General features: G+C 65.1%; 26 protein-coding genes and 2 pseudogenes. 18 read left to right on the top strand and 10 right to left on the bottom strand.

The window, feature by feature from the left end:
- Positions 1-367: 367 nt before the first annotated feature.
- Entirely contained in the window at positions 368-1,627 is a 1,260-nt protein-coding gene (icd, locus tag ASC78_RS04220; RefSeq protein ID WP_055796833.1) for an NADP-dependent isocitrate dehydrogenase, read from the bottom strand.
- A gap of 221 nt (positions 1,628-1,848) precedes the next feature.
- Between icd and ASC78_RS04215 the strand changes: the two genes are divergently transcribed.
- The 3 genes from ASC78_RS04215 (at position 1,849) to ASC78_RS04205 (ending at position 3,062) form a co-directional block, all read left to right on the top strand.
- Positions 1,849-2,172: a hypothetical protein gene (locus ASC78_RS04215; RefSeq protein WP_055796830.1), complete on the top strand. Its 324-nt coding sequence runs from the start codon at positions 1,849-1,851 to the stop codon at positions 2,170-2,172.
- A 154-nt stretch (positions 2,173-2,326) separates the two neighbouring features.
- Complete coding sequence (locus ASC78_RS04210; RefSeq protein WP_055796826.1) at positions 2,327-2,515, top strand: hypothetical protein; 189 nt, start codon at positions 2,327-2,329, stop codon at positions 2,513-2,515.
- A gap of 88 nt (positions 2,516-2,603) precedes the next feature.
- The gene (locus tag ASC78_RS04205) at positions 2,604-3,062 is read left to right on the top strand and encodes a DUF192 domain-containing protein (protein ID WP_055796823.1); all 459 of its coding nucleotides are present in this window, start codon (positions 2,604-2,606) and stop codon (positions 3,060-3,062) included.
- Positions 3,063-3,135: 73 nt separating this feature from the next.
- Here the strand turns inward: ASC78_RS04205 and ASC78_RS27880 are convergent, their stop codons facing one another.
- The 4 genes and pseudogenes from ASC78_RS27880 to xseA all read right to left on the bottom strand — a co-directional run bounded on the left by ASC78_RS27880 (position 3,136) and on the right by xseA (position 5,273).
- On the bottom strand, positions 3,136-3,303 hold the full coding sequence (locus tag ASC78_RS27880; protein ID WP_082517424.1) for a Fe-Mn family superoxide dismutase: 168 nt from the start codon (positions 3,301-3,303) through the stop codon (positions 3,136-3,138).
- 8 nt (positions 3,304-3,311) lie between these two features.
- A pseudogene (locus ASC78_RS27875) lies at positions 3,312-3,769 on the bottom strand (superoxide dismutase); the annotation flags it as partial.
- A 1-nt stretch (position 3,770) separates the two neighbouring features.
- Positions 3,771-3,917, bottom strand: a pseudogene (locus tag ASC78_RS27870) (superoxide dismutase [Fe]); the annotation flags it as partial.
- Between the two features lie 57 nt (positions 3,918-3,974).
- On the bottom strand, positions 3,975-5,273 hold the full coding sequence (gene xseA, locus ASC78_RS04195) for an exodeoxyribonuclease VII large subunit (RefSeq protein WP_055796822.1): 1,299 nt from the start codon (positions 5,271-5,273) through the stop codon (positions 3,975-3,977).
- A 319-nt stretch (positions 5,274-5,592) separates the two neighbouring features.
- Between xseA and ASC78_RS04190 the strand changes: the two genes are divergently transcribed.
- The 6 genes from ASC78_RS04190 to adk all read left to right on the top strand — a co-directional run bounded on the left by ASC78_RS04190 (position 5,593) and on the right by adk (position 9,487).
- Positions 5,593-6,225 carry a MotA/TolQ/ExbB proton channel family protein gene (locus ASC78_RS04190; protein ID WP_055796819.1) on the top strand — a complete coding sequence of 211 codons (633 nt, stop codon included), beginning with the start codon at positions 5,593-5,595 and terminating at the stop codon, positions 6,223-6,225.
- A gap of 67 nt (positions 6,226-6,292) precedes the next feature.
- Positions 6,293-6,718, top strand: coding sequence for an ExbD/TolR family protein (locus ASC78_RS04185; protein ID WP_055797299.1), 426 nt, complete (start codon positions 6,293-6,295; stop codon positions 6,716-6,718).
- Positions 6,719-7,762, top strand: a complete 1,044-nt coding sequence (gene lpxK, locus ASC78_RS04180; RefSeq protein WP_055796816.1) for a tetraacyldisaccharide 4'-kinase — start codon at positions 6,719-6,721, stop codon at positions 7,760-7,762.
- Entirely contained in the window at positions 7,743-7,925 is a 183-nt protein-coding gene (locus ASC78_RS04175; RefSeq protein WP_028260080.1) for a Trm112 family protein, read from the top strand. The genes lpxK and ASC78_RS04175 overlap by 20 nt, the downstream gene beginning before the upstream one ends.
- Positions 7,922-8,695 carry a 3-deoxy-manno-octulosonate cytidylyltransferase gene (gene kdsB / locus ASC78_RS04170; protein WP_055796813.1) on the top strand — a complete coding sequence of 258 codons (774 nt, stop codon included), beginning with the start codon at positions 7,922-7,924 and terminating at the stop codon, positions 8,693-8,695. Before ASC78_RS04175 ends, kdsB begins: the two co-directional genes overlap by 4 nt.
- Before the next feature lie 135 nt (positions 8,696-8,830).
- On the top strand, positions 8,831-9,487 hold the full coding sequence (gene adk / locus ASC78_RS04165) for an adenylate kinase (RefSeq protein WP_055796810.1): 657 nt from the start codon (positions 8,831-8,833) through the stop codon (positions 9,485-9,487).
- A gap of 30 nt (positions 9,488-9,517) precedes the next feature.
- Here the strand turns inward: adk and ASC78_RS04160 are convergent, their stop codons facing one another.
- The gene (locus ASC78_RS04160; RefSeq protein WP_055796806.1) at positions 9,518-10,495 is read right to left on the bottom strand and encodes an asparaginase; all 978 of its coding nucleotides are present in this window, start codon (positions 10,493-10,495) and stop codon (positions 9,518-9,520) included.
- 73 nt (positions 10,496-10,568) lie between these two features.
- Here ASC78_RS04160 and lexA point away from each other — a divergent pair, with 73 nt between their 5' ends.
- The 9 genes from lexA to ASC78_RS04115 all read left to right on the top strand — a co-directional run bounded on the left by lexA (position 10,569) and on the right by ASC78_RS04115 (position 19,719).
- Positions 10,569-11,243, top strand: a complete 675-nt coding sequence (gene lexA / locus ASC78_RS04155; protein WP_055796803.1) for a transcriptional repressor LexA — start codon at positions 10,569-10,571, stop codon at positions 11,241-11,243.
- 139 nt (positions 11,244-11,382) lie between these two features.
- Positions 11,383-11,754, top strand: a complete 372-nt coding sequence (locus tag ASC78_RS04150) for a hypothetical protein (protein ID WP_055796801.1) — start codon at positions 11,383-11,385, stop codon at positions 11,752-11,754.
- A 92-nt stretch (positions 11,755-11,846) separates the two neighbouring features.
- Entirely contained in the window at positions 11,847-12,854 is a 1,008-nt protein-coding gene (locus ASC78_RS04145) for a D-2-hydroxyacid dehydrogenase family protein (RefSeq protein WP_055796799.1), read from the top strand.
- Positions 12,855-12,912: 58 nt separating this feature from the next.
- Positions 12,913-14,070 (top strand): MFS transporter, encoded by a 1,158-nt coding sequence (locus ASC78_RS04140; RefSeq protein ID WP_055796797.1) that lies wholly within the window; start codon positions 12,913-12,915, stop codon positions 14,068-14,070.
- A gap of 128 nt (positions 14,071-14,198) precedes the next feature.
- Entirely contained in the window at positions 14,199-15,719 is a 1,521-nt protein-coding gene (locus ASC78_RS04135) for a 3-hydroxyacyl-CoA dehydrogenase (RefSeq protein WP_055796793.1), read from the top strand.
- A gap of 31 nt (positions 15,720-15,750) precedes the next feature.
- Positions 15,751-16,530: an oxepin-CoA hydrolase, alternative type gene (locus ASC78_RS04130; protein ID WP_055796791.1), complete on the top strand. Its 780-nt coding sequence runs from the start codon at positions 15,751-15,753 to the stop codon at positions 16,528-16,530.
- A 59-nt stretch (positions 16,531-16,589) separates the two neighbouring features.
- Positions 16,590-17,309 (top strand): Crp/Fnr family transcriptional regulator, encoded by a 720-nt coding sequence (locus tag ASC78_RS04125; protein WP_055796788.1) that lies wholly within the window; start codon positions 16,590-16,592, stop codon positions 17,307-17,309.
- A 1-nt stretch (position 17,310) separates the two neighbouring features.
- Entirely contained in the window at positions 17,311-18,417 is a 1,107-nt protein-coding gene (locus tag ASC78_RS04120; RefSeq protein WP_055796785.1) for a phosphotransferase, read from the top strand.
- Positions 18,418-18,447: 30 nt separating this feature from the next.
- Positions 18,448-19,719, top strand: coding sequence for an acyl-CoA dehydrogenase family protein (locus tag ASC78_RS04115; protein ID WP_055796782.1), 1,272 nt, complete (start codon positions 18,448-18,450; stop codon positions 19,717-19,719).
- Positions 19,720-19,801: 82 nt separating this feature from the next.
- Here the strand turns inward: ASC78_RS04115 and ASC78_RS04110 are convergent, their stop codons facing one another.
- Genes ASC78_RS04110 through ftsH form a run of 4 tightly spaced genes read right to left on the bottom strand, consistent with a single transcriptional unit; the run spans position 19,802 to position 24,497 of the window.
- Positions 19,802-20,281 (bottom strand): GNAT family N-acetyltransferase, encoded by a 480-nt coding sequence (locus tag ASC78_RS04110; RefSeq protein ID WP_055796779.1) that lies wholly within the window; start codon positions 20,279-20,281, stop codon positions 19,802-19,804.
- Positions 20,278-21,621 (bottom strand): phosphoglucosamine mutase, encoded by a 1,344-nt coding sequence (glmM, locus tag ASC78_RS04105; RefSeq protein ID WP_055796775.1) that lies wholly within the window; start codon positions 21,619-21,621, stop codon positions 20,278-20,280. The genes ASC78_RS04110 and glmM overlap by 4 nt, the downstream gene beginning before the upstream one ends.
- A gap of 26 nt (positions 21,622-21,647) precedes the next feature.
- Positions 21,648-22,520, bottom strand: coding sequence for a dihydropteroate synthase (gene folP / locus ASC78_RS04100; protein WP_055796772.1), 873 nt, complete (start codon positions 22,518-22,520; stop codon positions 21,648-21,650).
- 60 nt (positions 22,521-22,580) lie between these two features.
- Positions 22,581-24,497: an ATP-dependent zinc metalloprotease FtsH gene (gene ftsH / locus ASC78_RS04095; RefSeq protein ID WP_055796770.1), complete on the bottom strand. Its 1,917-nt coding sequence runs from the start codon at positions 24,495-24,497 to the stop codon at positions 22,581-22,583.
- Between the last annotated feature and the right edge of the window lie 27 nt (positions 24,498-24,524).

Raw genomic sequence — 24,524 nt, 5'->3', positions numbered from 1 at the left:
CAAGCAACGTGCCGGCGCAAGAAGACTTGGTGGCGCGTATTCGACAAATCAAGGGGCTTGCGCCGTGTGCGACAGCACGGTCGGCTTAAAAAAATTTAGCCGCCCGGCGGCCGCTTTTCAAATTTGCGCTTTGCCGGGCCGGAAAGTCGGCGTACCGGATTCTCGGCGCCCGATTCCTCGCCGCTAAAACGGTTTCGATCCCGTGGCATGCCGACTCCGGAGCAAGGTGTACCAGTCTGTCCCGGCTGCGCGACTGGTCACACTGCCCCGCGCCGAGGCCAGCAAGAAAAAGCCCTCGAGACCGGCACGGTCTCGAGGGCCCATGGCTTCTTGGCGCCTGGGCGCCAAAACGCTATTGCTCGCGCAATTACATGTGGTCGATCATGACCTGGCCGAAGCCCGAGCAGCTCACTTGCGTGGCGCCGTCCATCAGGCGGGCGAAGTCATAGGTGACCTTCTTGCTGGCAATCGACTTCTTCATCGAGCTGATGATCAGGTCGGCTGCTTCGGTCCAGCCCATGTGGCGCAGCATCATTTCGGCCGAGAGGATTTCGGAACCGGGGTTCACGTAGTCCTTGCCAGCGTACTTGGGAGCCGTGCCGTGGGTGGCTTCGAACATGGCGACGGTGTCGCTCAGGTTCGCGCCAGGGGCAATGCCGATGCCGCCGACCTGGGCCGCCAGCGCGTCGGACACGTAGTCGCCGTTGAGGTTGAGCGTGGCAATGACGCTGTATTCGGCGGGACGCAGAAGAATCTGTTGCAGGAAGGCGTCGGCGATGCTGTCCTTGACGGTGATTTCCTTGCCCGTCTTGGGATTCTTGAACTTCATCCAGGGGCCGCCGTCGATCAGCTCGGCGCCGAATTCCTTGGCAGCCAGGGAGTAGGCCCAGTCACGGAAGCCACCTTCGGTGAACTTCATGATGTTGCCCTTGTGCACGATGGTGACGCTGGGCTTGTCGTTGTCCACCGCATATTGCAGCGCCTTGCGAACGAGGCGCTCGGTGCCTTCCTTCGAGACGGGCTTGACGCCGATGCCGGAGGTGTTGGGGAAGCGGATCTTCTTGACGCCCAGTTCGTCCTGCAGGAACTTGATGAGCTTCTTGGCCTTGTCGCTTTCGGCTTCGAATTCGATGCCGGCGTAGATGTCTTCCGAGTTCTCGCGGAAGATGACCATATTGGTCTTGTGCGGCTCGCGAACCGGGCTGGGCACGCCTTCGAAGTACTGGATGGGGCGCAGGCAGACGTACAGATCGAGTTCCTGGCGCAGCGCAACGTTCAGCGAGCGGATGCCGCCGCCCACGGGCGTGGTCAGCGGGCCCTTGATGGAAACCACGTAGTCGCGCACAGCGTGCAGCGTTTCTTCCGGCAGCCAGACGTCGGGGCCGTAGACCTTGGTCGACTTTTCGCCGGCATAGACTTCCATCCAGTGGATCTTCTTCTTGCCGCCGTAGGCCTTGGCCACCGCCGCGTCCACCACCTTCAGCATCACCGGGGTGATGTCCAGACCCGTGCCGTCGCCTTCGATGAAGGGAATGATCGGCTGATCAGGCACATTGAGCGAATTGTCGGCGTTGACCGTGATCTTCTGGCCTTCGGCCGGGACTTTGATGTGCTGGTAGCTGGACATGAGAGGGAATGACTCCGGGAGTGACGTAATTCGGACGACTGTCTGCGAATTCAGACAGCGATGGGGAATCGCTGTACAGCCCGCGAACAAATCGCTGTACATTTTAGACGCAACCCATCAGCTGGCGTTTGTCAACCTGCGAGGCAAGGACCTCGTTAGTGGCTGACCTTCTGCTCGCCGGGAGGCGTTTCCAACCAATTCTCGATAGAGGAATCAATCCAATGAGCAAAATTCTCGCAGTCATGATCGCTGGCCTGTTCGCCGCTGGCGCCTACGCCCAGAACCCCACCGGCACCACGCCCGAGCAAGGGAACGCCACCGGCAGCAAGCCGCAAGCCCGCGCTGAAGCCAAGAAGGAAGCCAAGCCCGCTGGTCAAGTGGCTGCTCCCGCTGGCGACATCGCCAAGACCCCCGAAGGCGGTGCAATCGGCACCGACAAGGCTGCAGCATCTGGCGAAAAGCGCGCCGAAACGCGCGACCAGCGTCGTCGCAACAAGGACGGCAGCGTGAAGCGCAAGTCGACCCAAGGCGGCACGCCCCAGTAAGTCGGCCTTGGCCGTACAGGAAAGCGCTCTTCGGAGCGCTTTTTTTTCGCTTGCGATGGCACAAGGGCTGTCAACCAGGGCAAGCGGCTGACGCGTTGAGTGTTGACCTTCCACCGGGAGGTGATCCATATCAACAATCTCAAAGGATGTCTTCATGAACAAGCTGCTCGCAGCCCTCGTCGCCGGTCTCTTCGCAGCCGGTGCATTCGCGCAAACCCCGCCCGCTCCGGCACCCGCCGCGCCCGCCGTGGTCCACAAGGCAGCGCAGCCGTTGAAGCACACGGTCAAGAAGCACAAGGCTCGCCACCACGTGACCAAGGCGCACGCCGCCAAGAAGGTGTAAGCTGCCACGGTCACCGGCAATGCCCGCATCAGCGGGCATTTTTTATTGGCCTTCCGCCCTTGAACCCTGCCCTGAAAGAAGCCGCTCGATGTTTCATCGTTTTGCCGCCCTGCTCGTGCTTGCCGCCTCCCTCATGGGCCCGGCGCACGCCCAGCAGCAACCCCAGACCGACCTGCAGCGCACCAAGTTATCGGTCGGCTTGTACAAGATCGATGCGCAAGTCGCGCAGACGCCCCAGCAACGCGAGATCGGCCTCATGTTCCGCAAGGAAATGCCGCAGGCCGAGGGCATGATCTTCGTCTTCGATCAGCCGGCCACCCAGTGCTTCTGGATGCGCAACACGCTGCTGCCACTGACGGCCGCCTTCGTGGCGGACGACGGCCGCATCGTCAACCTGGTCGACATGCAGCCCATGACCGAGAACTCGCATTGCTCCGAAGAACCGGTTCGCTTCGTGCTCGAAATGAACCAGGGTTGGTTCGCCAAGAAGAACATCAAGAAAGGCGCCAAGCTGGGCGGCGAGCTGTTTGCCGCCACCAAGCGCTGAGCTTCGCCTGCCGTCCCGGGCCCAATGAAAAAGCCGACCCGAGGGTCGGCTTTTTTTCAACCAAAAATCCGGATCAACCGAAGTTCTTGGCCGCGAAGTCCCAGTTGACCAGCTTGGCCAGGAAGGTCTCGACGAACTTGGGGCGCAGRTTGCGGTAGTCGATGTAGTAGGCGTGCTCCCAGACGTCCACCGTCAGCACCGGGGTGTCGCCGGTGGTCAGCGGCGTGCCCGCGGCGCCCATGTTCACGNTTGCGGTAGTCGATGTAGTAGGCGTGCTCCCAGACGTCCACCGTCAGCACCGGGGTGTCGCCGGTGGTCAGCGGCGTGCCCGCGGCGCCCATGTTCACGATGTCCACCGAACCGTCGGCCTTTTTCACCAGCCAGGTCCAGCCCGAGCCGAAGTTGCCCACGGCCGACTTCACGAAGGCTTCCTTGAAGGCGTCGTAGCTGCCCCACTTGGCCTCGATGGCCTTGGCCAGCGCACCGCTGGGGGCGCCGCCGCCCTGAGGCTTCATGCAGTTCCAGAAGAAGGTGTGGTTCCAGATCTGGGCGGCGTTGTTGTAGATGCCGCCGCTGGACTTCTTGACGATGTCCTCCAGGGGCATCGACTCGAACTCGGTGCCCTTTTGCAGGTTGTTGAGGTTCACCACGTAGGCATTGTGGTGCTTGCCGTAGTGGTACTCGAGGGTTTCCTTCGAGTACTCGGGNCTCGAACTCGGTGCCCTTTTGCAGGTTGTTGAGGTTCACCACGTAGGCATTGTGGTGCTTGCCGTAGTGGTACTCGAGGGTTTCCTTCGAGTACTCGGGTGCCAGCGCGTCAAGGGCGTACGGCAGGGGTGGGAGCACATGTTCCATGGTTTTTTCTCGTGGGTTGGTTGCGGGGAATAAAGGATTCTAGAAAGGAATCACAGGTCAGGCGTCGGACGTGTTCCCGTTTTGCCGGGCATTCACGGTCAGGTCGACCGAGCCGTCGGCGAGCCGTGCAACCACGGCATCGCCCGGATTCAATTTCTTTGCGCTGACGATTGCACGGCCGTCCGCACCGGTGAGCCAGGCATAGCCGCGCTGAAGCACCAGCGCGGGATCGAGCAGCTTGAGCCGCAGCGCCACGCGCTCGAGCCGCTCGCGGCGTTCTGCCACTGCACGCTCGAGCTTGCGAGGGAAATCAGCCGAGATGGAGCGCGGCACATGCGCCAGGCGCTCTGTTCTCGAGAGCACCGCATAGCGCAAACGCTGCGACTGGTGTGCAAGCCGAAGCTGCTGCCTCGCCACCAGCGCCGACGGCCGGCCCAAACGTGCCGCTGCCTGGTCGAGGCGTTGGCCCAGCATGTCGATCCGGGTGCTCATCGCGTCTTCGAGCCGTTCGCCCAGAAGATCGATCGCGCCGAGCCACATCGCCTGCGGTGCGCTGACGAGTTCCGCTGCCGCCGTGGGCGTGGGCGCGCGCAGGTCGGCGCAAAAGTCGGCGATGGTGAAGTCGGTTTCATGACCCACCCCGCAGATCAGCGGAACCGGACTTTGAACGATGGTGCGGGCAAGGGTTTCGTCGTTGAAGGCCCAGAGGTCCTCGATGGAGCCGCCGCCGCGCACCAGCAGAATCACGTCGACGGCGGGCTCCAGGTTGTAAAGCAATTGCAGCGCGCGTACGAGTTCCGCCGGGGCGCCGGCGCCCTGCACTACCGCAGGCGCCAGGATCACCGGGATGTGCGGCACGCGCCGCCGCAGCGCGGTCACCACGTCGTGCAGCGCGGCGGCGCCCAGCGACGTGACGAGGCCCACCGCGCGCGGCATGACCGGCAGTGCCCGCTTGCGCTCAGGCTCGAAGAGCCCTTCAGCCTCTAGCCGCGCCTTGCGTTGCAGGAATTGCTCGAACAGCGCACCTTGTCCGGCACGTTGCAGGCTTTCGACCACCAGCTGCAGATCGCCGCGCGGTTCGTACACCGCCAGGCGGCCGCGCACCTCGACCTGGTCGCCGTCGCGCGGGGAAAAATCGAGCAGGCCGGCCGCTCGGCGGAACATCGCACAGCGAAGCTGGCCCGAATCATCCTTGAGCGCGAAGTAACAATGCCCGCTCGACGCGCGTGAAAAACCGGAGATTTCTCCGCGCACCGTAACCGGGTTGAAGCGCGCGTCGAGCGCATCGGCAACCGCGCGGCACAAGGCGCCGACGGGCCAGATGCGCGGACCCGGCGTTGTATAGGAATCACGCAAAGTCACAATTCGGCCGGATAGCGGGTGACCACTCTTCCACAGTGCGGCGGCAAGCCCTTGTGCCCTGCCCCCGATGCGGGACAAGTGCACGGTTTGTCGTGCAAGTCATTGATTTCATTCAAAAAACTGCTGCTCAAAATTCAGTCGATCTAATGGAAAGCCCACGCCATGCGGGTCGGAGCACGTTGCCCAGCGTGTTAATCACAAAGTTATCCACAGAATCTGTGCGTCTTCGCTTACAAGTAAACAAGCCGCTTGGAGATGGTGGGCTCGGGGGATAATCGCCGCGCATTTGCAGTCTACGGGGCCGGAGGATTCCTTGTTTTCCATCATAGTTGCCGCGGGCTGGCCGATCTGGCCATTGCTCGCTTGTTCGATCATCGCGCTCGCGCTGGTTATAGAACGTTTCACAAGTCTTAAAACCGTGAAGGTCCTGCCGCCCAAGCTGCTCGACGAAGCCATCACCGTGTCGCACGGATCGGTGCCGGGTCCCGACGTGGTGACCAAGCTCGAGCGCAATTCGATGCTCGGGCAGGTGCTGGCCGCCGGCCTCCGTGCTCTGAATGCGAATCCGCGCTGCACCGAGGACGACCTTCGCGCAGCCATGGAAGCCTCTGGCCGATCGGTGGCGCACAAGCTGGAGCGCTACTTGCCGGCGCTGGCAACCATTGCTTCGGCTGCGCCGCTGCTCGGCCTGCTTGGCACTGTGATCGGCATGATCGAGATCTTCGGCTCGCAATCGCCCGGAAGCGGCGCGGTAGGTTCAGGCAACCCGGCGCAGCTGGCGCACGGTATATCCATTGCGCTGTACAACACCGCCTTCGGCCTGATCGTGGCCATTCCGACCTTGATCTTCTGGCGTTATTTCCGCAGCAGGGTCGATGAATACCTGCTGAACCTCGAGCTCTCGGGCGAGCGCTTCGCGCGCCACCTGAACGCAATGCGGAAATGATGGCTTTCACGTTTGTCACTGCAAAGGCCCCGCTTTCGGCCGAGGGTTCGCCATGATCCGCAGCCGCATGCAGTTTCGCCACGGCGCGCGCGACGAACCGGAGATCAACCTCATCCCGTTCATCGACGTGCTGCTGGTGGTCCTCATTTTCCTGATGCTGTCGACCACTTACAGCAAGTTCACCGAAATGCAGCTGCGCCTCCCTACGGCGGACGTCGATTCGCAGCGCGACTATCCCAAGGAAGTGATCGTGGCGGTGTCCGCCGACGGCCGCTACTCGATCAACAAGACGCCGCTGGCCGACCGCAACGTGGCCACGGTGGCCGCCGCGCTGGGAGCGGCAGCCACCGGTGGCAAGGACAGCGTGGTGATCATCAGCGCCGACGCCAGCAGCCCGCACCAATCCGTGATCACGGTGATGGAAGCCGCGCGCCGCATTGGCCTGGTGCAGATCACGTTCGCAGCCCAGTCGACGGCACAGGCTGGGCACTGAGTGCCGTTGCAAGGCCGCAGCAGCACTCCAGGCAACAACAGCGCGACCAGCGCAACGGCCTCGCGGCTTCAGCGTGCCTGGCTGCGGCGAGGCGCGCTGGCTTGTCTCTTGTGGCCGCTGTCGCTGCTGTACACGGCGCTGTTCGCGGTGCGGAGATGGCTTTATCGCCAAGGTCGGCTGAAGACGTATCGCGTGCCGGTCCCGGTCATCGTGGTCGGCAACGTTATTGCGGGCGGCGCCGGCAAGACGCCGGTGGTGATGGCCGTGGTTCGGCATCTGCAGGCCCGCGGCCTGCGCGTCGGCGTGGTGTCGCGCGGCTACGGCCGACGTACCGACGACTGCCGTGAAGCACTCGAAGAAAGCGACCCGCAGGATGTCGGCGACGAGCCCGCGTTGATCCGCCGTGCCACTGGCGCACCCGTGTTCGTGGCGCGGCGCCGCGTCGAGGCCGCGCGTGCGCTGCTCGCCCGCCACCCGGCCACGCAGGTCATCGTGAGCGACGATGGCCTTCAGCACCTGGCACTCGCACGCGACATCGAGATTTGCGTGTTCGACGACCGGGGCGTGGGCAACGGCTGGCGGCTCCCCGCAGGCCCCTTGCGCGAGCACTGGCCGCGCCCGTGCGACCTGGTGCTCCATAGCGGCGAGCACCCGGCATTCGAGGAAGGCTATACCGCCACTCGCGCCCTGGCGGAAGACGCGGTTGCGAGCGATGGGAAACGTACCCCGCTCGATGCCCTGGCCAGCAAACCAGCGATCGCGCTTGCGGCCATCGCACGGCCCGAGGCCTTCTTCGAGATGCTGCGCGCGCGCGGCCTCACGCTGGCCAAGACGATCGCGCTGCCCGACCATTTCGACTTCGGCGGCTGGCAACGCCCTTCCGGCCTTGAATACCCTCTGGTCTGCACCGAGAAAGATGCCGTCAAACTTTGGCGGCAAGCTCCGGATGCGCTGGCCGTGCCATTGCACTTCGTACCCGAGCCGCGGTTCTTCGCGGCGCTCGATGCAAAGTTATCATCGCTCGATGGATCCCAAGCTGCTTGAACTGCTCGTCTGCCCCGTCACCAAGGGCCCACTGACCTGGAACCCCGAGAAGCAGGAGCTCTGCTCGCGCAGCGCGCGCCTGGCCTACCCGGTGCGCGACGGCATTCCCGTGCTGCTCGAGAACGAGGCTCGCACGTTGTCCGACGAAGAGCTGGGGCTGTGAGCTTCACAGTCCTGGTGCCGGCCCGCCTGGCTTCGACGCGGCTTCCCAACAAGCCGCTGGCGGACATTGCCGGCCTGCCCATGGTGGTGCGCGTCGCCCAGCGCGCGAGCCAGTCGGGCGCCACCCGCGTTGTGGTTGCCGGGGACGATCCTTCCATCGTCGCGGCCTGCATGGCGCATGGCGTGGACGCCATCCTGACCCGACAGGACCATGCCAGCGGCACCGACCGACTGGCCGAAGCCTGCGAACAACTGGGCCTGGACGGCGACGACATCATCGTCAACGTGCAAGGCGACGAGCCGCTGATCGATCCCGCCTTGATCGACGCGGTGGCCGCCACGCTCGCGGCTCACCCGGAAGCCGCCATGAGCACGGCGGCGCACGAAATCGATTCGCTGGACGACTTTCTGAACCCGAACGTGGTGAAAGCCGTGCTTGACGCCACGGGCAACGCGCTCTACTTCAGCCGCGCGCCCATCCCCTGGTGGCGCGACGGCTCCTCCGGCGGCGCGCCACCGGCCGTGCTGCCTTCACCTCGGCCGCTGCGCCATATCGGCATCTACGGATACCGCGCCGGTTTCGTGCGCAAGTTTCCTTCGCTGTCGTCCGCCCCCATCGAGGCCACCGAAGCGCTCGAGCAATTGCGCGCGCTGTGGCACGGCCATCGCATTGCCGTGCATGTCAGCCAGGTTGCTCCCGGCCCGGGCATCGACACGCCAGAAGACCTCGCCCGCGTGCGCGCGGTCTTTGCAGCCCAGTTGACCCCTTGAGTTGCGTCAATATCCGTGGCAATTGACGGAAATTCTTCACGCTTACGCATGCTATCCTCGACGCAACTCCGCCTTGTACGGCTCTAGGGCCGGTGCTGGGCGCGACACAAGATCCAAGAACCGTCCGAGGACACCATGAGACTAATTTTGCTGGGCGCGCCCGGGGCGGGCAAAGGCACGCAAGCGGCTTTCATCTGCCAGAAGTACGGCATTCCCCAGATTTCGACCGGCGACATGCTTCGCGCAGCCGTCAAGGCCGGTACGCCGCTCGGACAACAGGCGAAGGCCGTGATGGAGTCGGGCGGCCTCGTGAGCGATGACCTGATCATCAACCTTGTGAAGGAACGCATCGCGCAACCCGATTGCGCCGATGGTTTCCTGTTCGACGGATTCCCGCGCACCATTCCGCAGGCCGACGCCATGAAGGCGGCCGGCGTCAAGCTCGACTACGTGCTTGAAATCGACGTGCCGTTCAGCGACATCATCGAACGCATGAGCGGCCGGCGCTCGCACCCGGCATCGGGCCGCACCTATCACGTGAAGTTCAACCCGCCGAAGGTCGAGGGCAAGGACGACGTCACCGGCGAAGACCTGATCCAGCGCAAGGACGACGAGGAAGAAACCGTGCGCAAGCGGCTCGAGGTCTACAGCCAGCAGACGCGTCCGCTGGTCGAGTACTACTCGGCCTGGGCCAAGGCCGATGCGGGCACCGCCCCCAAGTACCGCGCCATCAAGGGCGTCGGCACCGTCGACGAGATCACGCAGCGCGCACTGGCTGCGTTGAGCAGCTAACGCGCGTCGCCGTCAGGCGACGCCTGGCGTCTAGAGCAGTTCCAGCATCAACGCGATGCGTGCCTTGACGGGCGTCAGGGCACCGGCGTCGCGCAAACGATCATCAGCCTTCGGCAGGATGCGCCCATTCGCGCAGCGAGTGGCGCGCAGTACGGCCACTCCCGCGTCCTGCGCACGCAGCGCGGCAGCCTCCAGCGCGTAATGCACCGTGCCGTTGCCCGTCGCGGCCAGCACCAACCCGCGAACCGGCTCGGCCACGCCCGCGGCCCGCTCCTGCAACAGCAAATCGACAATGGCGCCGCTCGCACCGGCATGGCTGGTGACGATCTCGACCCTCGGCCAGCGCAAGGCCTCGCCCGCCTTCATCGCAAGAATTTTCGAGGGCCCGCTCGCCGGCGAACTTGGCCAGGTGCGAAGAAGCCGCACGTCCCCCTCTTCCACGTAGCCCACCGGGCCCGCATCGCCCGATGAAAAGGCATCCGGGCGATAGGTGTGCACTTTCTGCACATCCAGTGCGCCGTGGATCGAGCCCGCGCAGACCACCGTCACGCCCTGCGCTCCCGGCGTAGCCGCAACGGCGATGGCATCGCGCACGTTCTGCGGACCGTCTGGCGAAAGCGAGCTTGCCGGACGCATGGCACAGGTCAGCACCACGGGCTTGCCGGTTGCGAGCACTGCCTGGAGAAAAAAAGCTGTCTCTTCGATGGTGTCGGTACCGTGCGTGATCACCACGCCCGCCACGTCGGGGTCAGATAGAAAGAGTGCGCAGCGCCGAGCCAGTTGCAGCCAGACATCGAAGCCCATGTCCTTGCTGTCGAGCTGCGCCACCTGTTCGGCTTCGAGCACCACGCCCTCGGGCGCATCGATATCGCCGAGCAGGTCAGCCACCGCCACCTGCCCTGCGGTGTAGCCGATGTTGTCGCCGCCGCTGGCTGCGCGGCCCGCGATGGTTCCGCCGGTGCCCAGCACCACAACGCGCCGCAGGCTTGGCGAAAGGGAATTGACCATGCTTGCCAACTTTTAAAAACTGGTTAAAAATACAGGTACTGGATATTCAGCCAGTGCCGCAAGGAACCCACATATGCAGTTCGCCGTGAAGCTTACCGCCCGCCAGCAGCAAATCCTGGATTTGATCCAGAGCGCCATCGCACGTACTGGCGCTCCGCCCACGCGGGCCGAAATTGCCAATGAGTTGGGTTTCAAGTCGGCCAATGCCGCCGAGGAGCACCTGCAGGCGTTGGCCCGGAAGGGCGTGATCGAACTCGTCAGCGGTACTTCGCGCGGCATTCGCCTCAAGGGCGATGCGCTGCGTTCGCTCAACGAGTCGCGCAACAACCAGTTTTCCCTTTCGCTGCCCGGCATGGCGCAGCTTGCGCTGCCGCTCATCGGCCGCGTCGCGGCGGGCTCGCCCATCCTTGCGCAAGAGCACGTCGACCAGACCTACTACGTCGAGAACACGCTGTTCCAGCGCCAGCCCGACTACCTGCTCAAGGTGCGCGGCATGTCCATGCGGGACGCCGGCATCATGGACGGCGACCTGCTCGCCGTGCAAGCCACCAAGGAAGCACGCAACGGCCAAATCGTGGTGGCCCGCCTCGGCGACGAAGTCACGGTCAAGCGCCTCAAGCGCAACAAGCAGGTCATCGAACTGCACGCCGAGAACCCCGACTACCCCACCATCATTGTCCAGCCCGGCGAACCCTTCGAAATCGAAGGCCTGGCGGTCGGCCTCATTCGCAACACCATGCTGATGTAGGCCCTTCGGCCTGCAGAAACCAGCATCCCCATCCGGCCGCAACAGGTGGCGGGCGTATGGCGCAATGTCGCCATCACCCTGTTGCGTCCCTTCAAAGAAATCCTGCCTGTGTTCAACCTCAGACTTTTTTGGAGTTCACATGGGAATCGCCCTCCTCACCATCGTTGATTTGTGGATGCCGCTGCAATCGCTGGCAAGCCGTCTGCTGCCGGCGCGCCGGCCTCGTCACCGCGACAGCGTCAGTGCGTCCGCGGGGTTGCGCTACGTTGCGGTGCGCCCGGCCTGCACGGCGCGGGCTCATGCTTCGGCACCCCCCAAAGCGGCGCCGGCACCGAGCCGTCCGCTTCGCGTCATTCGCGTGGTCGATGGACCCCAGGGCCAAAAACGCAGCACCAACCGCATGGTGATCTCGGGTCGAATGGCCGACGTCTGCGCCGAACTCGACCGGCTCGCCGCGCTCGAAGCCATGGAAGCGCTCAGCGCCGCAGCGCGCCCCACGCACCTGCACTGAATCCGTGCATGCCCCGGTGACCATGGCCCGGGGCGGGTATCCAAACGTTCACGCGAGCGTCAGGTCAATGCTGCGAGGCACAATTGCACGCCATGAACATTGTGATCCTCGACGATTACCAGGACGCCGTGCGCAAATTGCGCTGCGCCGCCAAGCTGGACGCGTACGCGGCCAAGGTCTATACCAACACGGTCAAGGGCATCGGCCAACTTTCGGTTCGCCTGAAGGATGCCGATGTGATCGTGCTGATCCGCGAGCGCACCCACATCTCTCGCCAGCTGATCGAAAAGCTGCCCAAGCTCAAGCTCATTTCGCAAACGGGGCGCGTGGGCGGCCACATCGACGTCACGGCCTGCACCGAGCGGGGAGTGGCCGTGGCCGAGGGCACCGGTTCTCCCCAGGCGCCGGCCGAGCTGACCTGGGCGCTGATCATGGCGGCGATGCGCCGCCTGCCGCAGTACATCAGCAACCTCAAGCACGGGGCTTGGCAGCAGTCAGGGCTCAAGTCGGCCTCGATGCCGCCCAACTTCGGGCTGGGCTCGGTGCTCAAGGGCAAGACGCTCTGCATCTGGGGCTATGGCCGCATCGGCCAGTTGGTGGCGCGCTACGGGCAGGCCTTCGGCATGCAGGTGGTCATCTGGGGCCGCGAGGCCAGCTGCGCCAAGGCGCGGTCCGACGGCTTCCAGGTGGCGCAGAACCGCCACGAATTCTTTGCCGCCGCCGACGTTCTGTCGGTGCACCTGCGGCTCAACGAGGAAACCAGCGGCCTGGTCAAGCTCGAAGACCTTTCGCGCATGAAACCAACGGCACTCTTCGTCAACACCTCGCGTGCCGAACTGGTCGAGGCCGATGCGCTGCTGGCCGCGCTCAATCGCGGCCGGCCGGGGCTGGCTGCCGTCGACGTATTCGAGAGCGAGCCGCCGCTGCAGGGCCATGCGCTGCTGCGCCTGGAAAACTGCATCTGCACGCCGCACATCGGCTATGTGGAGCAGGACAGCTACGAAAGCTATTTCGGCCAGGCTTTCGACAACGTCGTGAGCTTCATCAAGGGCAACCCCACCAACATCGTGAATCCCGGCGCGCTGCAGGTTCGCCGGTGATCCCGAGCCGCCGGGCCGCCCCAAGGCGAATACGGCAGCCGAAGGCGAAGGTTCTTCAGTGAGCCAGCCAGCGCCCCGGGGCGCGCTCTGGGCGCTGCTGGCCGGCAATTTCGTGATCGGCACGGGTGTGATGGTGGTGCCCGGCACGCTCAATGAAATCAGCACCTCGCTTGCCATCACCGTTGCCACCGCTGGCCAACTGATCACGGCCGCCGCGGTCGTGATGTGCCTCGGCGCTCCGCTGCTGGCGGCCGTGGTTGCGGGCTGGGACCGCCGCCATTTGCTCGCCCTAACCCTTCTCTGGTACGCCGCCGGGCATGTCATTGCCGCTTTGATGCCGAGCTTCGGCGCCTTGCTGCCGGTGCGCATGCTCACGGTGGTCGCACCTGCCATCTTCACACCCCAGGCCGCGGCTTGCGCCGGCATGCTGGTGCCGCCGGAGCAGCGCGGGCGTGCCGTGACTTTCGTTTTTCTTGGCTGGTCGATGGCCTCGGTGCTGGGCCTGCCGCTCGGCGCGCTGATTGGCGGCCACCTGGGCTGGCGCATGGCTTTCACGGCCATTGCGCTGCTCAGCCTCGTGAGTGCCGTGTCGATCTGGCTGACGCTGCCGCGCGGCATCCGGCCCGCCGCGCTGACAGCAGCCGCGTGGTCGCGCGTGCTCCGCAGCCCCGTGCTGATGGGCATCGTGTCGGTCACGGCGCTCCAAGGTGGCGGCCAGTTCGTCCTGTTCAGCTATTTCGGGCCCTTGCTGAAGCAGAATTTCGGCGCGGACCCCACCACGCTGAGCCTGATGTGGGCCCTGTTCGGCGCCTTTGGGCTGGTGGGCAACATGCTCGTGAGCCGGTTCATCGATCGCGCGGGCGCGGGCCGCATGGTGCTGCTGACAAGCTCGCTGATCGCGCTCAGCCTCTTTCTCTGGCCCTGGGCCGGCTCACTCCCATGGCTGGCGGCGGTACTCGTGCCGTGGGGCCTGGGCTGCTTCGCGACCAATTCGGCGCAGCAGGCGCGGCTGGTGGGCCTGGCCCCGGCTCTTGCGCCGGGCTCGGTGGCGCTGAACAGCTCGGGCATCTACATTGGCCAGGCAGTTGGTGCAGGGCTGGGCGGATGGCTGCTTGCCAACGACGCGGTGGCTTGGATGAACTGGGTCGGTTTTACCTTGCTGCTGCTGGCCATCGGCCTGAGCGTGGCCATCGATCGCAGCCGCCGCGCGGCCTGAAGCGCGGACCCGCGTAAAACCGGGCACGCGGCCGCGGTCCATGGCTGCAAAATCGAAGGCTGCGCAAATTCCGGGGCCCGGCGCCTGCAAGCGGGCTCGGCTCCATCAACCAGCGAAAATCTTTTTCAATGACAGTGAACTACACCCGGATCGGCGTCGTCGGCGCCGGCGCCATGGGCCGAGGCATCGCCCAGATCGCCGCCCAGGCAGGCAGCGAAGTGCTGCTGCTCGACAGCTTCGCAGGAGCGGCCGAGCGCGGGCGCGAAGCTCTCGCGGCCCAATGGAACAAGCTGCACGAGAAGGGCAAGATCGACGCCGCGGCGCGCGATGCGCAGATCGCACGCGTCAAGGCGGTCGATTCGGTGGCTGCCCTCGCCCAGTGCGACCTCGTGATCGAAGCGGTGGTCGAAGACCTCGAGGTCAAGCGCTCGCTGTTCCGCGAACTCGAATCGGTGGTCGCGCCCACGGCCACGCTCGTCACCAACACTTCGTCGCTGTCGGTCACCGCCATCGCCGCCGAGCTCAAGCGGCCGGAGCGGGTGGCGGGCTTCCACTTCTTCAACCCCGTGCCGCTGATGAAGGTGGTCGAGGTGGTGGCCGGCTTCAAGACCTCCGCCGAAGTCTGCAAGCAGCTGGCCGGCTATGCGGTGCAGATGGGCCACAGCGCCGTGCAGGCGCAGGATACGCCGGGCTTCATCGTCAACCACGCCGGACGCGGTTACGGCACCGAGGCGCTGCGCATCGTGGGCGAAGGCGTGGCCGACTTCGCCACGGTCGACCGCATCCTCAAGGAGCAGGCCGGCTTTCGCCTGGGGCCCTTCGAGCTGCTGGACCTGACGGCGCTCGACGTGTCGCATCCGGTGATGGAATCGATCTATCGCCAGTACTACGAGGAGCCGCGCTTCCGCCCCAGCGTCATCACGGCCCAGCGCCTTGCGGCGGGCGTGCTGGGCCGCAAGACCAACGAGGGCTTCTACAAGTACCACGACGGCGTGATGCAGCAGGTGGCCGAAGCCCCGACGCCCACGGTCGAGGCGCTGCCCTCGGTCTGGGTTTCTCCCCGCGCCGCGCGCAGGGCGGAACTGCTGCGGCTGGTGAATGCGCTCGGCGCCCAGATCGACAGCGGCGCCGCGCCCGCACCCGGATCGGTGATCCTGGTCGCGCCATTGGGCTTCGACGTGACCACGGTGGCCGCAGTCGAACGCCTGGATGCCACGCGCACCGTCGGCATCGACATGCTGATCGACGATGCGGCCACCAAGCGCCGCGTGCTCGCCACCAATCCGGCCACGCGGCGTGACATCCGCGATGCGGCGCATGCCCTCTTCGCGCGCGACGGCAAGGCCGTGAGCGTGATCCGGGACAGCGGCGGCTTCGTCACGCAGCGCGTGATCGGCACCATCGTGAACATTGCCGCCGACATGTGCCAGCAGCGCGTCTGCTCGCCGGCCGATCTTGAAACCGCGGTTCAGCTGGGCCTCGGCTATCCGCGCGGTCCGTTGGCCATGGGCAACCTGTATGGCCCGACCAACATGCTCGAGGTGCTGTTCAACCTGCAGACCGTCTACGGCGATCCGCGTTATCGCCCGAGCCCTTGGCTGCGCCGCCGCGGCGCGCTGGGCCTGAGCCTGCTGCACGAAGAAGAATAAACAAGCAAACATCAACGAAAGCATCACAGCGATGACCGCCGAACTGAAGAGCACCAGCGAGGGACGCACCATGGTGCTCACCATCGCCAATCCGACCCAGCGCAATGCGCTGGGCCCCGAGATCTACGCCGCGGGCATCGAGGCGCTCAACGGCGCCGAGAGCAGCGATGAAATCCGCAGCGTCGTCATCGTGGGCGAAGGCGCATGGTTCTGCGCCGGCGGCTCGCTGCAGCGGCTCTCGGACAACCGCCAGCGCGATCCTTCGGTGCAGGCCGAAAGCATCGAGGGACTGCACAACTGGATCGATTCCATTCGCGCCTTCCCGAAGCCCATCATCGCGGCGGTCGAGGGCGCGGCGGCAGGCGCAGGTTTCTCGCTCGCGCTGGCCTGCGATTTCGTCGTGGCCGCGCGCGATGCGGTTTTTGCGGCTTCGTACAGCAACGTCGCGCTGTCGCCCGATGGCGGCCTGAGCTGGCACCTGGGCCAGGCATTGCCGCGCCAGCTGGCGAGCGAATGGCTGATGTGCGGCGAGCGCATCGGCGCGCCGCGGCTGCATGCGCTCGGGCTGGTCAATGAACTGAGCGAAAACGGCCAGGCGCTCGCCAGCGCGCTGGCGCTGGCAACCCGGCTCAACGCCCGCGCGCCGAACTCGCTCGCCAGCATCAAGGAGCTGCTGAGCGAGGCGCGCGGCGCCACGTTCGCGTCGCAGCTCTCGCAGGAGCGCGACCACTTCGTGCGCAACCTCCACCATCCGAATGCCGGCATCGGCATTGCCGCGTTTCTCGAGAAGAAGCCTCCGCAGTACGAGTAGCAGCGCAACGTCGCTCTCGTGACACCCTCCAGCCTTTCAGTCGCCGACAGGACAGACCAATGGACGACCCCATTCTTACCATCGAAGAACGTGAAGCGATCAACAGTGGTCGCTGGTTTTCTTCTCTATCTCCCTCGCTGCGGCACGACATTCTCCGATGTGCTTTCGTCAAACGCTACAAGGACGGCGACCTGATCGCCGCCCGAGGCGATCCTCCCGACCACTGGATTGCCTGCGCCAAGGGCGCGGTGCGCGTCAGTTCGACGGCCGTGTCGGGCAAGCAGGTGACGCTGACCTACGTGGAGCCGGGCATCTGGTTCGGCGACGTGGCGATGTTCGACGGGGACCGGCGCACGCACGACGCCTATGCGCATGGGGATACCACCAATCTGTGCGTGGCGCGGGCCGATTTCCAGAAGATTCTGGCCACGCACGTGGAGCTGTACGAGGCGCTGATGCGGCTGCAGGCGCGCCGCATCCGCACCCTCTTCGGGCTGGTGGAAGACCTCAACACCCTGCCCTTGCGCGCACGGCTGGCCAAGCAGCTCATTCACCTGGTGCGCAGCTACGGCGTACCCAACCTGGAAGACGGCAGCCAGATGCGCATCGGCCTGCAGCTTGCGCAGGAAGAGCTGGCGCAGCTGCTCGGCGCGTCGCGCCAGCGCGTCAACCAGGAACTCAAGACCATGGAACGCGAGGGCACCATCCGCATCGAGCCGGCCGGCCTCGTGGTCCTCGACCGCGTCGCATTGATGCGCGTCTCCGAAGCGGACATCTGACATGAGCCAGGACTTCTCCAACTTCATCGGCACCCGCGCGGTTTCGCAGCAGCACGCCTTCGACGTCGACGCACTCGCAGCCTGGCTCGAGAAGAACCTCGATGGCTTCAAGGGTCCGCTCACTGTGGAGATGTTCAAGGGCGGCCAGTCGAACCCGACCTACAAGCTCGTCACGCCCACGCAGAGCTACGTGATGCGCGCCAAGCCCGGCCCAGTCGCCAAGCTGCTGCCGTCGGCCCATGCGGTGGAGCGCGAATTCAAGGTCATGAGCGGCCTTGCCGGCACTGACGTGCCCGTGCCGCGCATGCACTGCCTGTGCGAGGACGAAGCCATCATTGGCCGCGCCTTCTACGTGATGGAGTTCATGCAGGGCCGCGTGCTCTGGGACCAGTCGCTGCCGGGCATGAGCAATGCAGAGCGCTCGGCCATCTACGACGAGATGAACCGCGTCATTGCGGCGCTGCACACAGTGAAGTTCACGGAGCGCGGTTTGGCGGACTACGGCAAGCCAGGTAACTACTTCGAGCGGCAGATCGGCCGCTGGAGCAAACAGTACAAGGCTTCGACCGATGGTGCCGGAGAACTGTCGCAGCCGATCGAGGCCATGGAGCGCCTGATCGACTGGCTCCCCGCCCACATGCCGGCGAGCGCGCGCGACGAGACCAAGGTCTCGATCGTGCACGGCGACTACCGCCTGGACAACGTGATGTTCCACGCCACGGAGCCGCGGATCATCGCGGTGCTCGACTGGGAGCTCTCCACGCTGGGCCATCCCCTGGCGGACTTCAGCTACCACTGCATGTCCTGGCACATGCCTCCCACCACCGGCCGCGGCATCGGCGGCGTGGATGTCGCGTCGCTGGGCATTCCCACCGAAGGCGAATACATCCGCCGCTACTGCGAGCGCACGCGCATCACCACGCCCGAGGCGCTGGCGCCGGACTGGAACTTCTACCAGGCCTACAACCTGTTCCGCATGGCCGCGATCCTGCAAGGCATTGCCAAGCGGGTCGAGGCCGGTACCGCATCGAGCGAGCAAGCAGTGGCCTCTGCCCGCGGCGCGCGACCGATGGCCGAGATGGCCTGGCAGTTTGCCCAAAAGGCGTAGCTGCCCCACACCCCCACCAGGAGACAAACGATGGACTTCGAATACTCGGCAAAAACCAAGGAACTCCAGAAGCGCGTGAGCGCATTCATGGACGAGCACATCTACCCGGCCGAAGCCGAGTATTCGGCCGAACTGGCCGCCAACACGGCCGCCGGCAAGCGCTGGACCGCGCTCAAGACCGTCGAGAAGGTCAAGGAGAAGGCCAAGGCCCAGGGACTGTGGAACCTGTTCCTGCCGGTCGACAGTGCCTCGGCCTCGGGTTATGAAGGCGCCGGCCTCACGAACCAGGAATACGCACCGCTGGCCGAGATCATGGGCCGCGTGCCATGGGCCTCGGAAGCCTTCAACTGCTCGGCGCCAGACACCGGCAACATGGAGACCATTGCCCGCTATGGCTCAGAAGCCATCAAGGCGCGCTGGCTCAAGCCGCTGCTCGAAGGCCAGATCCGCTCGGCCTTCGCAATGACCGAACCCGACGTTGCCTCGAGCGACGCAACCAACATTTCGACCCGCATCGAACGCCAAGGCAACGAGTATGTGATCAACGGCCACAAGTGGTGGATCTCGGGCGCCGCCGATCCGCGCTGTGCCGTGTTCATCACCATGGGCAAGAGCGACCCTGACGCGCCGAAGCATTCGCAGCAGAGCATGGTCATCGTGCCGGCAGACGCCAAGGGCATCCGCATCGTGCGCCCGCTCAACGTGATGGGCTATGACGACGCGCCGCACGGCCATGTGGAGATGTATTTCGAGAACGTGCGCGTGCCGGTCGACAACATCCTGCTCGGCGAAGGCCGCGGCTTTGAAATTGCCCAAGGCCGCCTTGGCCCGGGACGCATTCACCACTGCATGCGCCTCATCGGCCTGGCCGAGCGCGCGCTCGAGCTGATGTGCAAGCGTGCCTCGTCGAGGGTGGCCTTTGGCAAGACGGTCGCTTCGCAGACGGTGACGCAAGAGCGCATTGCCGAAGCGCGCTGCAAGATCGACATGGCCCGCCTGCTCACGCTCAAGGCCGCATGGCTGATGGACGTGGCCGGCAACAAGGTCGCGAAGAACGAGATCGCGATGATCAAGGTAGTGGCGCCGAGCATGGCCTGCCAGGTGATCGACTGGGCCATGCAGGTGCATGGCGGCGGCGGCATGAGCGACGACTTTCCGCTGGCCTACGCCTATGCCGGTGCACGCACGTTGCGCTTTGCGGACGGCCCGGACGAAGTGCACCGCAATGCGATTGCCAAATGGGAGTTGGGCAAGTACGCGCCCAGCAAGACCGACGCCGAAGCGCCCGTTACGCGCTTCTGATCTGTCTTACTCCCTCTCCCCTCGGGGAGAGGGTCGGGGTGAGGGCCGACGGCGCCAAACGCGCCCCGGCCCTTTTTCTTTTTCAGAGCTTCTTCTGCAAAAACACCGCGTGCCCGAACGCAGGGTCGAGCTGATAGCCGATGAACCCTTCGCGCTCGTAGCTGCGTAGCGCAGGCACATTGCCTGAGAGCACTTCGAGCGTGAGCTTGCAGGCGCCACGCGCACGGGCTTCTTGCTCCACCCGTTCGAACATGCGTTGCGCAACCCGCTGCCCGCGATGGCTGGCCAGCACGACCACGTCATGCACATTGACCAGCGGCTTGCAGGCAAAGGTCGAAAAACCTTCGATGCAGTTGATAAGGCCGACGGGCTGCGCACCGTCGTAAGCGAGCACGCTGAAGGCTTGCGGCCGCGCGGCCAATGCCGCGGGCAGCCCGGCGCGCACGCTGGCATCGAGCGGCGTGCCGCCGCCGGCGGGATCGCGTGCATAGCTGTCGAGCAGATCGACCAGCGCAGCCGCGTGCGCGGCGTTGCGGTAATCGACGAGAACGACCTCGATCATCGTTGCTGCGCGGACTCGAGGGTTGCCGCAAGGCGTTTCGCGCAAGACTCGGCCTGCTTGGCGTCTCGCGCCTCGACCATCACGCGAACCAGCGGCTCGGTGCCGCTTGCGCGAATCAGTACGCGGCCGCCGTCGCCAAGCTCGGCTTCGGTACGCTGCGTTTCGCTCGCCAAAGCGTCGTTGTTCTTCCAGTCCTGGCCGGGCGCCAGGCGGACATTGATCAGGACCTGGGGAAACAGCGTGAGATCCGCAAGCAGCTGCGCCACGGTCTTGCCGCTGCGCACGCAGGCTTGCAGCACCTGCAGCGCGCTCACGATGCCGTCGCCGGTGGTGTGGCGGTCGAGCACCAGCAGATGGCCCGAGCCCTCGCCGCCCAGCAGCCAGCCGCGCTTATCGAGCTCTTCGAGCACATAGCGGTCGCCCACCTTGGCGCGCACGAACTCGATGCCCTGCCCGCGCAGCGCCACCTCTACGGCCTTGTTGGTCATCAGCGTGCCGACCACGCCGACTGGCTTGTCGCCGCGCGCAATGCGCTCGGCCACCATCAGATAGAGCAGTTCGTCGCCGTTGAACAGGCGTCCGCTCGCGTCGACGAGCTGCAGGCGGTCGGCGTCGCCGTCGAGCGCGATGCCGTAGTCGGCCTTCTGCTCGGTCACGGCGGCCACCAGCGCAGCGGGATGCGTGGCGCCAAAGCCGTTGTTGATGTTCAGGCCGTCGGGTGTGCAGCCGATGCTGGTGACCTCGGCGCCCAGTTCGTGGAACACGTTCGGCGCGACCTGGTAGGCAGCGCCGTGCGCCGCGTCGATCACCAGCTTCATGTCGCGCAACGTCAGGTCGTTGGCGAAGGTGCTCTTGCAGAACTCGATGTAGCGGCCGGGCGCGTCATTGAGGCGGCGCGCCTTGCCAAGCTCGGCCGAGGTTGCCCACACTGGAGCCTCCTCGAGCGCGGCCTCCACCGCAAGCTCCCACTCGTCGTCGAGCTTGGTCCCCTGCGCGCTGAAGAACTTGATGCCGTTGTCGGGGTAGGCGTTGTGGCTGGCGCTGATCACCACGCCCAAGCTGGCACGCTGCGCGCGCGTCAGGTACGCCACGCCAGGGGTAGGCAGCGGGCCGAGCAGCACCACATCGACGCCCGCGGAATTGAAGCCGGATTCGAGTGCGCTTTCGAGCATATAGCCCGAGATGCGGGTGTCCTTGCCGATCAGCACCGTGGGGCGCGACTGGCTCTTCTTGAGCACGCGGCCCACGGCATGCGCGAGGCGCAGCACGAAATCAGGGGTGATGGGCGACTGGCCTACCGTGCCGCGGATGCCGTCGGTGCCAAAGTATTTTCGGGTCAAGGGATATCCTCTTGTTGTTGATCTTGTCAAACTTGCAGATCGGTATGCGGCTCTTCGGCCTTCATGGCGCGCCACACGGCGAGTGCCGACACGGTTTCGCGCACATCGTGCACCCGCACGACAGCCGCGCCGCGCTCTACCGCAAGCACCGCAGCCACCACGCTGGGCACGATGCGCCCGCTGGCAATCTCAATGCCGCTCACCGCGCCGATCGACGACTTGCGGGACCAGCCCAGCAGCAGCGGAAAGCCGGCTCCCAGCAATTCTCGCTGCCGCGCCAGCAGGGAAAAATTCTGCGCCACGGTCTTGCCGAAACCAATGCCCGGGTCCAGCGTGATGCGCGAGGGATCGACCTTCAGCGCCCGGAGCTGCGCCACCTGCTGCGCCCAGAACGACAGCACCTCGGGCACCACGTCGCCCTGCATTGGCGCAGCCTGCATGGTCTGCGGATCGCGGTGCATGTGCATCAGGCAGATGCCGCATGACGGATGCGCGGCCACGGCTTCGCGCGCACCGGGCTGCCGCAGCGCCCAGACGTCGTTGATGATGTCGGCGCCCAGATCGAGCACCGCCTGCATCACTTCCGGTTTGTAGGTATCGACGGACACCGGCACGTTGAGCTTGACCGCTTCACGCACCACGGGCAGCACGCGCGCCAATTCAGCGTCGAGCGGCACGGGCGGGCTGCCCGGTCGGGTCGATTCGCCGCCGATATCGAGGATGTCGGCGCCCTCTTTCAGCAACTGCTCGCAATGGCGCAGCGCAGCCTCTGTGGAAGCATGCGCCCCGCCGTCGGAAAAGGAATCCGGGGTGACGTTGACGATGCCCATCACGCGCGGCTGCGCCAGATCGATGGCAAAGCGCGCCGTCTGCCACACGGTTGCAGGGGCCTTCGTCATTCGGCACCTTCATCGAAAACGGGGCCCAGGGCCCCGTTGCTGTTTGACGCCGGTTGCACTTCAGGCAACTGTGGGCGCCGGATCCGGATTGACCGCCGGCGTGCCGCCGCTGCCGCCACTGCCCGAAGGGGGGGTGCGCGGCGTCCAGTCCTTGGGCGGACGCGGTGCGCGGCCTGCCATGATGTCGTCGAGCTGCTCGCTGTCGATGGTTTCCCACTCGAGCAGGGCCTTGGCCATGGTGTGCATCTTGTCGCTGTTCTCCTCGATGAGGCGGCGCGCCAGGGCGTACTGCTCGTCGATGATGCGGCGAACTTCGGCATCGACCTTTTCCATGGTCTGCTCGCTCATGTTCGTGGTCTTGGTGACCGAGCGGCCGAGGAACACTTCGCCTTCGTTCTCGGCGTAGACCATCGGGCCCAGGGCGTCGGTCATGCCGTAACGCGTGACCATGTCGCGGGCGATGGAGGTTGCGCGCTCGAAGTCGTTGCTAGCGCCGGTGGTCATCTGATGCATGAACACTTCTTCGGCAATGCGGCCGCCGAACAGCATGCTGATCTGGTTCAGCATGTACTCGCGGTCGTAGCTGTAGCGGTCTTGTGCCGGCAGGCTCATGGTCACGCCCAGGGCGCGGCCGCGCGGAATGATCGTGACCTTGTGGACCGGGTCGCACTTGGGCAGCAGCTTGCCGATGAGGGCGTGGCCGGACTCGTGATAGGCCGTGTTGCGGCGCTCTTCCTCGGGCATGACCATGCTCTTGCGCTCGGGGCCCATGAAGATCTTGTCCTTGGCCTTTTCGAAGTCCTGCATTTCGACCACGCGCGCATTGCGGCGTGCGGCCATCAGGGCGGCTTCGTTGCAGAGGTTGGCCAGATCGGCGCCGGACATGCCGGGCGTGCCGCGCGCGATCACGCTCGGGTTCACGTCCTGGCCCAACGGCACCTTGCGCATGTGGACGGCGAGGATCTGCTCGCGGCCGCGGATGTCGGGCAGCGTGACATACACCTGGCGGTCGAAGCGGCCGGGGCGCAGCAACGCGGCGTCCAGGATGTCGGGGCGGTTGGTGGCTGCCACCACGATCACACCAAGGTTGGTTTCGAAACCGTCCATCTCGACCAGCATCTGGTTCAAGGTTTGTTCGCGTTCGTCGTTGCCGCCACCCAGGCCGGCACCGCGCTGGCGGCCCACTGCATCGATTTCGTCGATGAAGATGATGCAGGGAGCGTTCTTCTTGGCGTTTTCGAACATGTCGCGCACGCGGGCAGCGCCCACGCCAACGAACATTTCGACGAAGTCGGAACCCGAGATCGAGAAGAACGGAACCTTGGCTTCGCCGGCGATCGACTTGGCCAGCAAGGTCTTGCCGGTACCCGGAGGGCCGACCAGCAGCAAGCCGCGCGGGATGCGGCCGCCTAGTTTCTGGAAGCGCTGCGGGTCTTTCAGGAAGTCGACGACTTCACGGACTTCTTCCTTGGCCTCGTCGCAGCCTGCGACGTCGGCGAAAGTAACCGTGTTGTTGTTTTCGTCCATCATGCGGGCCTTGCTCTTGCCGAAGCTGAACGCCCCGCCCTTGCCGCCGCCCTGCATCTGGCGCATGAAGTAGATCCAGACGCCGATCAAGAGCAGCATCGGGCCCCAGCTCACCAAGAGCGTCATGAGGAGCGAGCCTTCTTCGCGCGGCTTGACGTCAAACTTGACGTTGTGGTCGATCAAGTCGCCGACCAGGCCGCGGTCGAGCACGGTGGCGGTTGTTCGGATCTTGCGATCGTCGTTGGTGACGGCGACGATTTCTCCGCCGCCGGCGCCTTCAGGAATGATGGCGCTCTTGATCTGGTTGTTTCGGACCTGATCCAGGAACTCCGAATAGCTCACCGCCCCTGAGCCGACGCCGCCACGGGTGTCGAACTGCTTGAACACAGTGAACAACACCATGGCGATGACGAGCCATACGGCAACTTTGGAAAACCACTGATTGTTCAAACGAAGCTCCAGTCGAAAGCGCGTGAC

Source organism: Variovorax sp. Root318D1, assembly GCF_001424835.1.
Lineage (GTDB): Bacteria > Pseudomonadota > Gammaproteobacteria > Burkholderiales > Burkholderiaceae_C > Variovorax.
This window is presented reverse-complemented; position numbering and strand designations above follow the sequence as displayed.